The organism is Bradyrhizobium monzae (assembly GCF_021458635.1).
Lineage (GTDB): Bacteria > Pseudomonadota > Alphaproteobacteria > Rhizobiales > Xanthobacteraceae > Bradyrhizobium.
Map to the genome: position 1 here is coordinate 18,787 of NZ_JAIRDQ010000017.1, position 14,055 is coordinate 32,841.

Below are 14,055 nucleotides of genomic sequence, written 5' to 3' on the forward strand. Positions count from 1 at the left end.
AAATATCCCGGTGATCGAAATAGAGAACGTACTCTACCGCCACCCTAGCGTGCGGCAAGCGGCGATTGTCGCGATGCCGGGTCGGCGACTTGGCGAACGCCCTTGCGCGTTCGCCGTCTTGCAACCTGAGAAATCATTCAGCTTCACCGAGATGCAAGCTTTCCTGAGGGAGTCGGGCGTAGCCAGATCCTACTGGCCGGAGCATCTCGAATTGGTCGGCACGATGCCAATGACTGCGACGGGAAAGATACAGAAGTTCGTTCTTCGCGAAATGGCGGGGACGTTACGATCCGCTGCGGATCATGCGCCGCGAATTGGCTCCGGCGGCAACCCCTCCGCGCATGCTTGCCGCTCGCCTAAGTCGACCCTGTTCAGGGGGTGCGTTTGACGGCGATGGAATGGAAGCCAGCTTGCCCGTGACACGAAGAAAAAAGTACCTGCGATGCGACGAGATGGGTGCGGCGCCAGCATGACAACGACAAGGAAGGGACCTGCAGCATCCATAATGGTGCTGCCCATTGAGCGGAACGCTGCGTTGAATTCAGCGCTAGCCTGGCCGCCTCGATAGCTTGGGCAAGGTGTGTCCGCCATCTCGCTGCGCAAACTGGCTTCCTAGCTTGCTCTCGTTTCGACCCTCGGCAGCGAAGCGTGATATTCATCCACGCTGTCGAGATCGATCATGGTTTTGCCTCCCATCTTGTAGGCCCTGATCCTCTCGTGAGCGATCAGCTCATAGGCCTTAGTCTTTCCGAATTTGCCATAGCGGCAACCATCCTTGAACTCGACGAGCCGGCGCCGGCTGTTGTTATCATTGTCAACCATAAGTCCCTGCATGCACTTCGATGATTTCCCGCAATCGGGATCAAAACCCCACTGAGTGAGATGCGCATAATCCATGGCGCGACGCTGTCGATGCGGGCTCGCCAGAAGGCCTGCCGTTGTGGTGGCTGACGAGGTTCCTCCTAACCCACTTTGGCGTCATTTGGGCGTTATCCAATTGCGCGAGCTGCACCGATCTAAGTTGCCCACGATGCCAAACAAAGGGAACAAGATGTGGCCGCCGAGTCCAGAGTACCGTAGGGTGCGAATCGGACGGGCGTGGAAGCGCAGCTCGCGGACGCTTGTCTTGTCACCTAGTGCTTTTGACTTGAGAGGTTGAACTGCAGGTCGGTGGTTCGAGCCCACCCAACTGTACCACCGTTGCGGATAACCCCGCATTCTCAGCATCTTATTGATAGACCTGACCTATTTGCGCCGCCTAAAATACAAAAGGCGCTACAAATGGCATTGCGTATGGTCGGGTTGAATAGAGCTTCTGATGGTCGGTGATTTGCGCGCAAAGGCATCCCCGAGGATGTCCGCGAAGACTACCAACGTCTTTACGGGACCAAGCGTGAAGCGCATCTCAAACTCGCGGCTGGCACACCTAAGCACGAAGCTAAGGCCCGACTTGGCGAGTGGGAAGCAGAGGTCGAAACGCGCATTGCGACCCTGCGAGCCCAAAGAAACGGCGAGGGTCAACCACTCACGAGGCTAAACGCAATCGCTCTTGCGGGACGTTGGTACAACTGGTTCGTGAAGCAGCATGAGGACGACCCGCGCCGCGCAAGCCATTGGCGAGAGCTAAGCGACCTCTGGGTATCGGACGTGTTGCTTCCCCATAGGCCCGATGACCACGAAGAGCACCACCACCGCTATAACGATTGGGAAAAGGCCCCAGAGGTTCGAGAGGCAGTGCGGCCCCAAGCCGCCGAGTGTGCGCGGGTGGCGACGTTTCTCGCCAGCGAAGGAATGGCACTCAATTCCAGCGCCTATGCTCTCTTTGTGGATGCCGTTAGCGACAACCTCCTGCAAGCACTTTCGGTGCTAGAGCGGCGCGCCAATGGCGATTACTCCCGTGACGATACGCCGGACAGCTTCCCGCTGTTCACAGAGGGGCAAGCCCGCGCGGCAGGCGTGAGTTGCTGGGAATTGTTCGAGGCTTTCGTTACGGCAACGACGCCCGCCCCTAACACTGTGTCGCGCTGGCGAGCCGTATTCCTCGAAATGCAACGCGAGTTTGCCGAGGTGGGGGCGGATGGGATCACCGAGGACGCTGCGCGCAAGTGGGTGCGTGGTCTATCCGTTGGGACTGACTCATGCAGATACTGCCGCTCCCCTGCGTGCTGCCATTTGGGACTTCGTCGAGTTGCTGGTTGGCCTCAATGACCGCCCTTACGGCGACGGCCATGTCGCTGCATTCCAACACGGGCAGCTCATCCGCAAAAATGAGGAATGTCTCGCCTTTCGGCTTGATGCTGATTGCCATTGCACGTCCAGTCCGACCAAGTCTGCGACCTTTGGTCTTGGACGGTGTCTGGGTGAGGGCAAGCGTCCTTGTCCCCAGTTCGCGTAGTTGAATTGCCCTTACGCGATTGGCGGCATTTTGATCCAACTGAAACCGCGGGGATCACGCGTCAGCCTCTCTGTCCGCAACCGCCCGCACGAAATTCTCGGCGCCCTTAATCGTCGCGATGGGCTGCGGGTGGGCGAACTACCGATCGCCAGGCTCCCGATGCCGGAACGGGTCGGCGGCGTCGCATGACCGCTACGGCTGCTGAAAAACAGCAGGGCCGTGAGGCCGCAGCCGATGAGGAGAGAAAAGAAGGTTCCGAGGCCAAATGCTATCCAGCCGTGCTTGCCCATTTCGACGCCGCCTGGGCCTCTTCGTGTTCCCGATTCGAATGAACTCGCGCCTGATGGAGGCGACGCCGGAGTAGCGACGTGCGTTCGGACTGATGCCGAAGCATCCGCTGGTCGAAAACTGGGAGACGACTAAAGGTTAGTTCGATTGCGCTTGCCGTGCGATTCAACCCGTGAGACGATTCTGCTGTTTTCATGCGCGAAGCCAATCGAAACATCGTCTAAGACACAACGAAACGGGCAACGGAGAAAAAGCGCAGGTTTTTGGACGACATCGAAAGCGTATGGGATCTGACTGCGCCCGCTTGAGGTCCATCACCACCTCCGGGGACTCTAGCCAGAATGATTCTGCTAATTTGGTCCGGCGGCCACGATCCGGTTCACGCGATCATCGGCCGTGTGGTCGATCTGTTCAGGGAGTTCCGAGTTGATCATTTCGGCCTCAGTTCAGGGGCACCGAGCGCAGTTCGTTGGCTTCCCGGGCGCTCACGGGCGCGCCGCGGTTGCCCCAGGCGGTGCGGATGTAGGAGACGACGGCAGCCACCTCGTTGTCCGACAGAAGGCCTGCGAAGGGTGGCATGCCGTAGGGACGGGGATTGCCTTCCGTGCCCGGCGGATAGCCGCCGTTCAGCACCATCCGGATCGCGTTGACGGCCGATTCCATCTCGATCGACTGGTTGTTGGCGAGCGGCGGCCAGTGCGGCGGCTGGCCTTCTCCTTGCGCGCCGTGACAGCTCGCGCAGCGGGCGTCGTAGACCGTCTTGCCGAGGCTGATCAGCAAGCTGCTCTCGGTCGTCGGTAAAGCCGTCGAACTTGCGGCGGGCCGCGTTGTCGGCTCGGCGATGCTCTTCAGGTAGACCGCCATGGCGTTCGTATCTTCGTCGGTCAGGTACTGCAGGCTGTTGTGCACGACCTCCGCCATCGGGCCGTAGACGACACCCCGTGCCGAAACGCCGGTCTTCAGGAGGTCGGCGATGTCCTTGAGGCTCCAGTCGCCGAGTCCGGCCTCGCGGTTGAAGGTCAGCGACGGCGCGTACCAGTTCTGCATCGGAATGAGACCGCCCTTGAACGCGTCGGACTGCGAGGTGCCGCCGAGCGCGTTGATCGGCGAATGGCACATGCCGCAATGGCCGAGTCCCTCGACGAGGTAGGCGCCGCGATTCCATTCGTCCGATTTGGAGGGGTCGGGCTTGTACTCGCCCTCGGTGAAGAACAGCGTGCGCCAGCCCAGGATCAGTTGGCGGTTGGAGTAGGGGAAGCGGAGATCGTGCTCGCGGTTCCTCTGGTTCACCGGCGGGATCGACTTCAGGTAGGCGAAGATCGCGGCGCTGTCGGCCTGCGTGACCTTCGTGTAGGAGGCGAACGGCATCGCGGGATACATCAGACCGCCGTCGGGGAAGCGGCCGGTATGCATGGCCTTGTAGAAGTCTTCGGTCGTCCACTTGCCGATGCCGGTCTCGCGGTCGGGCGTGATGTTGGACGAGTAGAGCGTGCCGAACGGCGTCGGCATCGCGCGCCCGCCGGCGAAGGTGCGGCCTTCCGGAGCCGTGTGGCAGGCGATGCAGTCGCCGGCACGCGCGAGGTACTCGCCGCGGTTGACGAGGTCGCCTGGTTGCTGCGCGCGAGCGTCGGGGCCCGCGAGGAGCGGAAGCAGGAGCAAGCCAAGGATTCGTGCGCGTGAAAGCATCGCCGTCTCCTCAGTCCGGCTCGCTTCCGCACGCGAAGGGCAGCACGTAGGCTCCCTTCGGTGCGGGCGCGATGGCAACCGGAGCCGGTCGGTTTGCGAGGTAGGCCGCCACCGCGGTCACGTCCGCCTCCGTCAGACGGGCGGCAACCTGCTGCATGCAATCCGGAGACTTGGCCGTGCGCGTCCCGTAGCGCCAGGCGCCGAGTTGCGAGCTGATGTAGTTCGGCCGAAGACCCAGCAGGCCAGGGATTCCCGGCTCCATGCCCGTGAGTCCCGGGCCATGGCAACTGCCGCACGCGGGAATCTGCCGCGCGGGATCGCCGCGCCCGACCAGGGTCTGGCCATGCTGGAGAACCTCTTTGCTGACGTCGTTTGCGGCCGGCGCGGGTAGCGGTGGACGCTGCTCGGCGAAGTAATCAGCCATCTCCTGAAGGTATGGGTCGCCCAAGTATTCGAGCAGGTAGTTCATCGGCGGGTATTTCCGCCGCCCGTTCTTGAAGGCGAGAAGCTGGTTGTAGAGATAGCCGGCGGGTTTGCCTGCGAGCCGCGGAAAATAGACGTCGCTGGTGCCTTGACCCTGGTTGCCATGGCATGGCGTGCAGGCTTCGACCCGTGCCGCCATCGTATCCGGCGGTTGCCCAGGTGCTTGAGCGGAAACGGGAAATGTCAGGGCGAAAAACCCCAGTCCCAGCCCGATGATGATGACCCTTAGCAACACGCGGCCTCCCCAAAGCAGCGCAATGAGGGAAGCTAAACGGCTTAGGAACGCGTTTGTTCCGCAACGGAACTAAAGTCGAAAGCTTGTGTCGCGCGGGGCGGTCGCAGCGGGACTCCGGAGTACCTAGGAGTCCAGAGCCGCGCCATTTCAGACTATCCGCAAGGTTTCTGCCGACGCGGGAGCGCTTTCAGCGCGTCGATAGCGAAGGCGTTGGCGCAATATTCGTGAATGTGGTGCGTGGCGCTCCCAGACTTCAGCTCGCGATTGCACCGCGATTTCGCTACGCAGAGCGAGCATACGAGCGTCATGTCGCGCAACACGCCCGGCTCCTCGCGGGCGAGCTCCGACTCGACGATGCCGCACGATGCAAGCAGCTTCGGCAGCTCATCCGCCGTCTGGCGTCCGCGGGAAACGAGGGTTTCGAGCTCGGCCCGAGACACTCGAAGATCTTGGGCGATTAGGTCCACATCGCCGGGGCGGAGGCCGCGACTACCCGCGTCATCATACAATCGCCAGAGCCAATCCGAGAAACCGCTCAAGATCCTGCCTGCGATCCGATCCGATTTCATCGCCGATTCCATAGCATCCTCCCATCGTAGTTCGTCCCGCGGTCAGCATCGACAGACAACAAGTCCGGAGCCAGATGACCCTGCCGTCATTTTCGTTCGAGCTCGGCCTCTTGCTCGAGCCGAAGGATATGTGCCCGTAGCGCATCGAAGCGTTCTTCGGCCACATCGCTGAACAGCGGATCCTTGTGAACGGTGACGGTCGAAGCGATCTCCGCCCAATCCTGCGGTTCGAGGGCTTTGATCGCGGCCGGAAAGGAGTCACGATCCTCCATCGCCATGTGACGCCGTTCATGTTCGATGAACTCGCGAACGACGGCATCCACGTCATCGCGAAGAAGCTCACGGTCCGCGAGCACGCTGTCCACCGTCCGAGCGACTTGGCGCAACCGGTCGGCCCCTTTCCGATGTTCGCGAGCGAGATCTCCGACCCCCGCGGCCGCCACTGGATCGCGCGTTTTCAGTTTGGCAAAGACCAAATCCTCCTGGGGGTGATGATACACCTCCGGATGGACTTCGAAGTAGCTGATCACAGCGTGAATCACTTCGTAGTCGGGACGATTTCCGCGGTCGAACACCTCGAGTTCTTGCTCGAGGATGGCGAGCAACTTCTCGATGTTTCGGTGCTCTTGGGACAAGCGCTCGATGATCATGATGGCGCTCCGCAATCCACCTTGAAATATAGTCTCGAGCGCTACCTCGGTCTTTGAGCCAGATCAATGATCATGTCGGGAGGCGAGCACTCGCCCCGCCACGACTGGTGAATGAGTTTACGCGATGAGCAATTGAGCCGCATTCCGACAAACGAACGGCCTCGCCTAGTGCGGCCGCCGCACGATAGGAGCGTCCGTCATCGGGGCGTCGCAACCGAGAAGCTTATGGGTCCGCCGATTCATGACGTGCCCCATTGCGCAGGCTGGACACTCGATCTACTCGAACGAATCCGCGGGTGCATCGGGGGTCTCGTCCGCCCAGCGCTGAACATTCAAGCCGGTCTTGGGACAACGGAAGATAACGGCGGTCATGCTGCCAGCATGACAGGATTGCCGAGATCGAATCTGATCCGGCGCAAGGATTCCTATCCTACCCTGCGTCCAGACATGCGGCGCGAAAGGGCCGAGGCTCAGTTCCCGTCGTCGGCTTCGCCATCGGCGTTCTTGCCGACGGCCCGGGACCGGACTTCAGATGTCGTACGCGCGCGCGATTTGCTTGAGCATCGTGGCGGCGGCATCGGTGATTTGGCCACGATTGGCGACCTGACCCGCACCTAGCGGCACCAAGAGTGCGATTGCGGCGCCTTTGAACATGTGGGCCTCTCCTTCGGAAAGGACCGCCAACTGGGCCGGTCATTAAAGCATTTCGAAATTCGCTGCCGCTGATCGCGACCTATCGCAATGCCGGAATGCTGGCAGCAATTGGTAGCCCAATTGTTACTTGAGAGAGGCGATCGAAAAAGATCGGTCGGGAACCTAGTTTGGTAATGTTTCGTCGGGAAGCGCGAAAACGGCGGCTGGAGGATCCTCAAAGGTATTGGGTCGTGTTGATCTCGCAGAAGCTCGGGGACATCACGCTTAGGCCGTCCCCCCGTCGGCGAGAACGGGGGCTGCGGATGCGACCCGCACTCTTCTGCGAAAGAGAGTTCATTTCCCGTCGTCGGCGTTGCAATCGGCGTCGTTGCCGACGACCCGATGCGGCAATCGCGCTTTTCTACACCGGTCGGAAACGGAAAGCCGACGGATCGTCCCGCTCGGCTGGAGCCCGGCGTCCGCGCCCCGTCACTTGGGCGGGCTCCGGCGGAACGAGAGCCGGGAGGCCACGGATCAATACCCTGACGGCGCTATCGAAGGACTCGTCGTATGAGGAGACCCCGATGAACGTATGCATGACTTCATGGAGGACGTAGCCTCGAACGAGGCTTCGGAGCATGTCGAGAGCGTTTTCCGCCGCGTCGCCGACCAGTCCGCATTCCGCCAGAACGTCGCTCATGAAGGCATGCAGGTCCTCATGCGCCTCCCGCCACTCGGGACAATCCGCAGCGGCCGTCCGGAAGGCGGCGGCGGAAAGTGCCGGCCTCTCCAGCGCATAGTGGCGCATCGCGTGGACGACTGCCGCGAGCGCATCTTCGGCGTCCTTGCCTTCGCGCGCCTCACGAAGACGTCCAAGCAGTTCCCGATATCCCTTGAGCGCCAGAAAACGGCGCATCTCGTGCACGGTGCCCAGCCTGTCGCCGGTACAAATCCCGATCTCGTCCGCCAGGTCCTTCGCCAGCTTCCTGTCCCAGGACGTCGCGAGGATTTCGTCCACCGGGTATCCGGTGCCATTGGCGGTCATGGTCATGCGCTTCAACTCCGAAGGTCTATTGCGTGGTGAACAGCACCACGGCGATCGCGGCCGACAGCGCTACCGCCGAGACCGTCGCCACCGTGGACAGGACTCCCTTCGCCCTGAGCACGCCCGCGAAGACGATGATGATGGGCGTGGCGGTGAGAAGGCCCAGCTGTGCTTCGCTCATGATGTCGCTCCGGCATCAGATCGCCGCGATCTGCGATCGTACACAGCGGAACTTCGTTCAGCGGACCGGATCTGTCTTTGTCCGGCGACAAAGACCGCCCCAATCGTTCTCCGTAGTGATCAAGCCGTGCGCCGTGCCCGGAGGATCAATGTCGGCTCAAGAATTGGAACTTCAGGACGGCGGCTGGGGCATTCTCGCCGAACTGCCCGGCCACCCGATGATCTGGATCCTCATCTTCAGCGAACTCGCCGTGTTCGGTCTCCTGCTCGGCGCGTTCGCGGTCGCCCGCGCCATCAATCCGTCCGTGTTCGCCTCCGGACAGGGGCTGCTGGATCCACGCCTCGCTGGCTTGAACACCGTCGTCCTGGTGACGAGCGGCTGGACGGCAGCACGCGGCGCTCTGGCCGCGCGGGAAGACCGGGCGCCGGCCTGCCGGCGCTGGCTTCTGATTGCGATCGGACTTGGCTCCGCGTTCGTCGCGATCAAGCTTGTCGAATATGCCAAGGAAATCTCCATGGGTGCGGGGCTGGAGACCAGCACGTTCTTCACCCTGTATTTTCTGTTGACGGGCTTCCACCTGCTGCATGTCGTGCTCGGGATGGCGATCCTTGCGGTGGTCCTGCGCGGAGCGGATGCGATCGCCGTCGAGACCGGGACGTCGTTCTGGCACATTGTCGACATCGTCTGGGTCGTCATGTTTCCGATCATTTATCTGGTGCGCTAAGATGATGAACCGACACCCGCTCGAAATCGCGCTTGCCGTCTTGCTCGGTCTTGCGATCGCGACGCTTCTGGCGTCGTGGCAACTGATGGCGGGACCACTCGCGACCGCCGTGGTGCTGGGGTTGGCCGCACTGAAAGGCCGCCGGATCCTGCTCGACTTTCTGGGGCTGCGCACGGCGCCGTCGGTCTGGCGCGGCCTGGTCACCGCGTGGGTGTTCGCCGTGGTGTCGTTCGCCTGGGCGGCCTCCGCCGCCAGGCTGTTCATCTGAGGCCGCAACGGCTTCGGTTGTTGCGCCAGCACAAAGAACGGTTTCTGCCGCTGCTTAGGTTGCCGGACACGCTCGCACCAATCAACACCGGAAAGGATGGGCGATGGCTGAACGCCTCACGAAAACGGCCGCGCGGAACGTCTTCTACGGCGGCTCCGCGTTCTTCCTCGCGATCTTCCTCGGGCTGACGGCCCACAGTCACTACTACATGGTGACCAAATCGACGGATAGCGCGACGCTGACGGACTCCGTCGCGCGCGGCAAACACGTCTGGGAGAGAAACTCCTGCATCAACTGCCACACCCTGCTGGGCGAGGGCGCCTATTTCGCCCCCGAGGTCGGCAACGTCTGGGACCGCTGGGGCGGCAAGGAGGACCCGGCGGCGGCGCGCGAGACGCTGAAGGCCTGGATGCAGTCGCAGCCCTCGGGCGCGGAGGGCCGGCGGCAGATGCCGCAGTTCAACCTGACCGACCAGGAGCTCGACGATCTCGCCGACTTCCTGCAATGGGTCAGCACGATCAAGCGTCAGGATTGGCCGCCGAACAAGGCGGGCTGAGCGGCCTGCATTCTTCTTTCAAGACAGAGAGAACCCGAGATGAAATATCAGACCCAGAAAGTCGCGATGCTGTATTTCTACGGCGCGCTGACGCTGTTCCTGGCCCAGGTCGTGTTCGGCCTGCTTGCCGGAACCATCTACGTCCTGCCCAATACGTTGTCGGTGCTGCTGCCGTTCAACATCGTCAGGATGATCCACACCAACGCGCTCATCGTGTGGTCGCTGATCGGCTTCATGGGCGCGACCTATTTCCTCCTCCCCGAGGAAACCGAGACCGAGCTGTACAGCCCGCTGCTGGCCAAGATCCAGTTCTGGATGTTCTTCGGCGCAGCAGGCGTCGCCGTGGTCGGCTATCTCTTCCACTATCACGAGGGTCGTGAGTTCCTTGAGCAGCCCTTCGTCATCAAGGTCGGCATCGTCGTGGTCTGCCTGATGTTCCTGTTCAACGTGACCATGACGGCGCTCAAGGGACGGAAGACCACGGTGACCAACATCCTGCTGTTCGGCCTGTGGGGCGTTGCGATCTTCTTCCTGTTCGCCTTCTACAACCCGGCCAATCTCGCGGTCGACAAGATGTACTGGTGGTACGTCGTTCATCTCTGGGTCGAGGGCGTCTGGGAGCTCATCATGGCTTCCGTGCTCGCCTATCTCATGATCAAGCTCAATGGCATCGACCGCGAGGTCGTGGAGAAGTGGCTCTATGTCATCATCGGCCTTGCGCTGTTCTCCGGCATCCTTGGCACCGGTCATCATTTCTACTGGATAGGCGCGCCCGGCTACTGGCAGTGGATTGGTTCACTGTTCTCCACGCTGGAGGTCGCGCCCTTCTTCACCATGGTGATCTTCACGGTGCAGATGACCTGGAAGGCCGGCCGCAAGCACCCGAACCGCGCCGCGCTGCTGTGGTCGGTCGGCTGCTCCGTGATGGCGTTCCTGGGAGCGGGCGTCTGGGGCTTCCTGCACACGCTGTCGTCGGTGAACTACTACACCCACGGCACGCAGGTCACCGCCGCGCACGGCCATCTCGCCTTCTTCGGCGCCTATGTGATGCTGAACCTGTCGGTGATGGCCTACGCGATCCCGCAACTGAAGGGACGTGCGCCCTACAACCAGTGGCTCTCCATGACGAGCTTCTGGATCATGTGCACGGCCATGATGGTGATGACCTTCGCGCTGACCTTTGCCGGCGTGGTCCAGGTCCATCTCCAGCGTGTGCTCGGCCAGGGCTACATGGACGTGCAGGACCAGCTCGCGATGTTCTACTGGGTCCGGCTCGGCTCCGGCGTGTTCGTGGCGATCTCCGCGCTGATGTTCGTCTGGGCCGTGCTGGTGCCGGGTCACGAGAAGCGGGCCGCCATTCCCGCCGCGCTGCAACCGGCTGAATAAACGCAAACGGCGGTCGCGGTTGACCGCGGCCGCCTGCTTCCTGGAATTCCGGAGAGACATCATGAAACCAGCTCTTCACGCCGTGACCTCGGCGCCCGCACTGCCGGCCTACGTTCCGAGCGGCAACGAATGCGCGCTGTTCGAGCACGCCTGGCGGCATCAGCTGCCGGTTCTGCTGAAGGGGCCGACCGGCTGCGGCAAGACCCGCTTCGTCGCGCATATGGCGGCGCGGCTCGGCCTGCCGCTCCACACCGTTGCCTGCCACGACGATCTCACCGCGGCTGATCTCACCGGCCGCTATCTCTTGAAGGGCGGCGATACCGTGTGGACCGACGGCCCGCTGACGCGGGCGGTGCGCGAGGGCGGCATCTGCTATCTCGACGAAGTCGTGGAGGCGCGTAAGGATGTTACCGTCGTCCTGCATCCGCTCACCGACGACCGCCGCATCCTGCCGCTGGAGCGGACCGGCGAGGAGCTCACGGCCCCGAGCAGCTTCATGCTCGTGGTCTCCTACAATCCCGGCTACCAGACGTTGCTGAAGGCGCTGAAGCCGTCGACGCGGCAGCGCTTTGTCGCCATCGAGTTCGGCTTCCTGCCGCCGGAGCAGGAGGTTGCGGTGGTCGCGGCGGAAAGCGGGCTCGCTGCGGAGCGTGTGCGGCCGCTGGTCGTGCTTGCCGGTCGGCTGCGGGCGTTGAAGGGCCAAGACCTGGAGGAGGGCGTCTCGACCCGCCTCGTCGTCTATTGCGCCACCCTTATTGCGGCAGGCGTCTCGATCGCCGATGCCGTGCTCGCCGGCATGATCGAGCCTTTGACCGATGATGCCGACGTCAAGGCGGCGCTGCTCGACGTCGCGCGCGCCGTGATCTCCTGAGGGCAGTCCCATGCTCGACTTCCTCGAGCTCGAAGAAACCGTTGGCCGTGCTTGGCATCGCCTTGTCGGCGGCACCACGAGCTATCCGGTCCATGCCGACCACGCGGTTTCGCTGGCGGACGTCCGTCCGCGTATCGCCGTGATGTTCCGCGCGCTCGGCGGCGAGACGGGCGTCCAGATCGCGAGTGCCGGCGCCCGTCGGTCGGGTCATCGACTTGGCTGGCGGCAGCGCATCGGACTCGGCGACGAGCGCATCGAGCAGCCGGGGCGGGACGCTGCGACCATCTTCCTGCCCGATAGCATCGCGATCTTTGCCGACCATGCGCTGAACGCCGCGCTGTACCGGTGGCTCGCAGCGTGGTTCGCGTTTGCGCCGACCGAGGCTATCGCGGAAGCCGATCCATTGCGTCGCGATCTCCTGAACTTGCGGCGGGTGAGCGAGATCGCGGTCCTCGTGTTGACTGAATGCCCGGGCCTTGCCGAAGACTACGCGCGGCTGGCTGCGGCAATGGCGACGGCTCGGCCGCGCCGGCCATTGCCGCGCATCGAGCAGGACATGGAGCAGATCGTGCTCGCGCTGCTCGGCGCCGATGCGCCGCCGGCGGGCAAGCTTTGGCCGGCCATGATGGGCACGGGGCCGCTGCCGGACAAGGCCCCGCCGGGATATCAGGCCATCCTGCCTTGCCCACTGTGGGGCGATTACTGGACCCGCGAGGCGGTCGCCGCCCAGGATGACGATGACGACGTGCAGGCGCCGGACGCGCAGGAGCAAGCCGGGACCGACTCGCGCAAGCGCTTCGCGGTGCGCGAGCGCGAGGACAGCGCCAAGCGCGACCCGTTCATCCTCAACCGCTTCGAGAAGATCCTGGCCATGGCGGAGATGGTCAACGTCGATCGTCCCTCCGACGACAGTGACGACGATGATGCACGCAAGGCGGCCGACGATCTCGACGAACTTGCGGTCTCCCGGCGCAAGGGCAAGCCCGCGAGCAAGCTGAAGTTTGATCTCGATCTGCCGCCGGAAGCCGTCGACCCGGCGCGGCTCGACGCCGGTCGGCTGTACCCGGAATGGAACTACCGCAACGGCAGCTACATGCCCGACCATTGCCGCGTGCTGACGTCAGACGCGAGCGAGATCGGCGAAGCTTGGCAGCCGGACCATGCCACGCGCCGCCGGATCCGTCAGGTGCGGCGGCAGTTCGAGGCGCTGCGGCCACGACATGAACTGATGAGGGCGCAGCCCGACGGGCACGATCTCGATCTCGACGCACTGGTGCGCGCGCGCTGCGACTTGCGCGCCGGCAGCGGCGCGCTCGACCGCGTGCATCTGGCGATGCGCCCTCAAGGTCACGATCTCGCGGTCACGTTGCTGGTCGACGTCTCGCTCTCCACGGACGCCTGGGTCGACGGTTATCGTGTGCTGGACGTGGAAAAGGAGGCGCTCCTCGTGCTGGCGCATGGGCTCGCCGCCTGCGGCGACCATCACAGCATCCTCACCTTCACCTCGCGCCGGCGCTCATGGGTGCGGCTGGAGACCGTCAAGGCGTTCGGCGAGCCGATCAGCGAGCAGGTCGAGCGGCGCATCGGCGCGTTGAGGCCGGGGTACTACACCCGCATCGGAGCCGCCGTCCGCCACGCTGCGTCCGATCTGGCCGCGCAGCCGCAGCGGAAGAAGCTTTTGATCGTCCTGACCGACGGCAAGCCGAACGACGTCGATCACTACGAAGGGCGCTTCGCCGTCGAAGACACGCGCAAGGCCGTCCAGGAAGCGCGTCGGGTCGGCATGGCCGTGTTCGGCGTCACGATCGATGCCGCCGCCCAGAGCTACTTCCCGACGCTGTTCGGAAGAGGTGGGTACGCGATCGTCGGCAACGTGCGGCGGCTGCCGGCCGCCTTGCCAGCGCTATATCGCCAGCTCACCCAATAGCGCGTCGGATCCGCGGGGCGGCGTAGACTTGCGTGCGAAAAGGGAAGGCCCGGCGCGGAGTTGGCCGAGCCTTTTGAGTGTCGAGACAACCTCAAGGGCGTGTGCTCGTTTCATCGACGGTCATCAAGCGCAACGTGATCGGATTCGATTTAAGCCAG

At 63.1% G+C, this 14,055-nt stretch carries 16 protein-coding genes; 7 read left to right on the plus strand and 9 right to left on the minus strand.

The genetic code is table 11. The annotated features are described in order from the left end of the window. Positions 1–10 precede the first annotated feature (10 nt). Positions 11–388 carry an AMP-binding enzyme gene (locus K3F49_RS39770; RefSeq protein ID WP_452101157.1) on the plus strand — a complete coding sequence of 126 codons (378 nt, stop codon included), beginning with the start codon at positions 11–13 and terminating at the stop codon, positions 386–388. Between the two features lie 224 nt (positions 389–612). Here the strand turns inward: K3F49_RS39770 and K3F49_RS37205 are convergent, their stop codons facing one another. The 9 genes from K3F49_RS37205 to K3F49_RS37240 form a co-directional block, all read right to left on the minus strand. Then, entirely contained in the window at positions 613–822 is a 210-nt protein-coding gene (locus tag K3F49_RS37205) for a MerR family transcriptional regulator (protein ID WP_234685830.1), read from the minus strand. A 1,261-nt stretch (positions 823–2,083) separates the two neighbouring features. Next, positions 2,084–2,308: a hypothetical protein gene (locus K3F49_RS37210; RefSeq protein WP_234685831.1), complete on the minus strand. Its 225-nt coding sequence runs from the start codon at positions 2,306–2,308 to the stop codon at positions 2,084–2,086. 816 nt (positions 2,309–3,124) lie between these two features. After that, the gene (locus tag K3F49_RS37215) at positions 3,125–4,369 is read right to left on the minus strand and encodes a c-type cytochrome (RefSeq protein ID WP_234685832.1); all 1,245 of its coding nucleotides are present in this window, start codon (positions 4,367–4,369) and stop codon (positions 3,125–3,127) included. Positions 4,370–4,379: 10 nt separating this feature from the next. Then, positions 4,380–4,991 (minus strand): c-type cytochrome, encoded by a 612-nt coding sequence (locus K3F49_RS37220; protein WP_452101158.1) that lies wholly within the window; start codon positions 4,989–4,991, stop codon positions 4,380–4,382. Positions 4,992–5,239: 248 nt separating this feature from the next. Then, positions 5,240–5,668, minus strand: a complete 429-nt coding sequence (locus tag K3F49_RS37225; RefSeq protein ID WP_234685833.1) for a hypothetical protein — start codon at positions 5,666–5,668, stop codon at positions 5,240–5,242. 74 nt (positions 5,669–5,742) lie between these two features. Continuing rightward, complete coding sequence (locus tag K3F49_RS37230) at positions 5,743–6,306, minus strand: hemerythrin domain-containing protein (RefSeq protein WP_234685834.1); 564 nt, start codon at positions 6,304–6,306, stop codon at positions 5,743–5,745. A gap of 528 nt (positions 6,307–6,834) precedes the next feature. Beyond that, the gene (locus K3F49_RS39325) at positions 6,835–6,960 is read right to left on the minus strand and encodes a hypothetical protein (protein ID WP_276575459.1); all 126 of its coding nucleotides are present in this window, start codon (positions 6,958–6,960) and stop codon (positions 6,835–6,837) included. Positions 6,961–7,360: 400 nt separating this feature from the next. Further along, positions 7,361–7,990, minus strand: a complete 630-nt coding sequence (locus tag K3F49_RS37235) for a TetR-like C-terminal domain-containing protein (protein ID WP_234685835.1) — start codon at positions 7,988–7,990, stop codon at positions 7,361–7,363. A gap of 19 nt (positions 7,991–8,009) precedes the next feature. Beyond that, a complete protein-coding gene (locus tag K3F49_RS37240) occupies positions 8,010–8,165 on the minus strand; it encodes a hypothetical protein (protein ID WP_234685836.1) in 156 nt (51 codons plus the stop codon). Between the two features lie 148 nt (positions 8,166–8,313). Here K3F49_RS37240 and K3F49_RS37245 point away from each other — a divergent pair, with 148 nt between their 5' ends. The 6 genes from K3F49_RS37245 (at position 8,314) to K3F49_RS37270 (ending at position 13,897) form a co-directional block, all read left to right on the plus strand. Next, positions 8,314–8,889, plus strand: coding sequence for a cytochrome c oxidase subunit 3 family protein (locus tag K3F49_RS37245; RefSeq protein ID WP_234685837.1), 576 nt, complete (start codon positions 8,314–8,316; stop codon positions 8,887–8,889). Position 8,890: 1 nt separating this feature from the next. Beyond that, positions 8,891–9,157, plus strand: a complete 267-nt coding sequence (locus K3F49_RS37250) for a cytochrome C oxidase subunit IV family protein (protein WP_234685838.1) — start codon at positions 8,891–8,893, stop codon at positions 9,155–9,157. Positions 9,158–9,260: 103 nt separating this feature from the next. Beyond that, complete coding sequence (locus tag K3F49_RS37255; RefSeq protein WP_234685839.1) at positions 9,261–9,713, plus strand: c-type cytochrome; 453 nt, start codon at positions 9,261–9,263, stop codon at positions 9,711–9,713. Positions 9,714–9,752: 39 nt separating this feature from the next. Beyond that, the gene (locus tag K3F49_RS37260; RefSeq protein ID WP_234685840.1) at positions 9,753–11,099 is read left to right on the plus strand and encodes a cbb3-type cytochrome c oxidase subunit I; all 1,347 of its coding nucleotides are present in this window, start codon (positions 9,753–9,755) and stop codon (positions 11,097–11,099) included. Between the two features lie 61 nt (positions 11,100–11,160). Continuing rightward, positions 11,161–11,970, plus strand: coding sequence for a CbbQ/NirQ/NorQ/GpvN family protein (locus K3F49_RS37265; RefSeq protein ID WP_234685841.1), 810 nt, complete (start codon positions 11,161–11,163; stop codon positions 11,968–11,970). Positions 11,971–11,980: 10 nt separating this feature from the next. Next, on the plus strand, positions 11,981–13,897 hold the full coding sequence (locus tag K3F49_RS37270) for a nitric oxide reductase activation protein NorD (protein ID WP_234685842.1): 1,917 nt from the start codon (positions 11,981–11,983) through the stop codon (positions 13,895–13,897). Positions 13,898–14,055 lie beyond the last annotated feature (158 nt).